Origin of the sequence: Chromohalobacter sp. HP20-39 (assembly GCF_033052815.1) — a bacterium.
GTDB lineage: Bacteria > Pseudomonadota > Gammaproteobacteria > Pseudomonadales > Halomonadaceae > Chromohalobacter.
The window spans coordinates 1-317 of the sequence record NZ_JAWHTP010000407.1 but is presented as its reverse complement, the minus strand read 5'-3'; the positions used below and the strand labels follow the sequence as shown (position 1 = coordinate 317).

1 protein-coding gene is annotated in these 317 nt (G+C 59.9%); it reads left to right on the top strand.

Translation table 11 applies throughout. The features are described 5' to 3' along the window. A partial coding sequence (locus RVY79_RS18570) for a hypothetical protein (RefSeq protein ID WP_317466018.1) occupies positions 1 to 317 on the top strand: 317 nt, incomplete at both ends.

Sequence of the window (317 nt, the reverse complement as noted above, 5' to 3'; positions counted from 1 at the left end):
GAGATGCCGATCGGCGTAGTGGATAGAGTTGTGAAATTTGCGAAAGACTTCCCGGGTATCACGAAGGCAGCTGTGCTGCTGACCGCAGCACTTTCCGGGCTAGCGTTGTTGGCGGGGGGCGCGATGATGTTTGCCGCTGCGTTTGCGGCCATCAAACTTGCGTTCCCTGCCGCTTTGGCTGCGATTGGTGCCGCGGCGGCGCCAGCCACATTGGCCCTGGGAGCCATAGCTGCGGTGGTGTACCTCATCTACAGAAATTGGGATGAAGTAAAGCCGCGCCTGCTAGGCGCCTTCGAGCTGATCCGATCGGCAGCGAT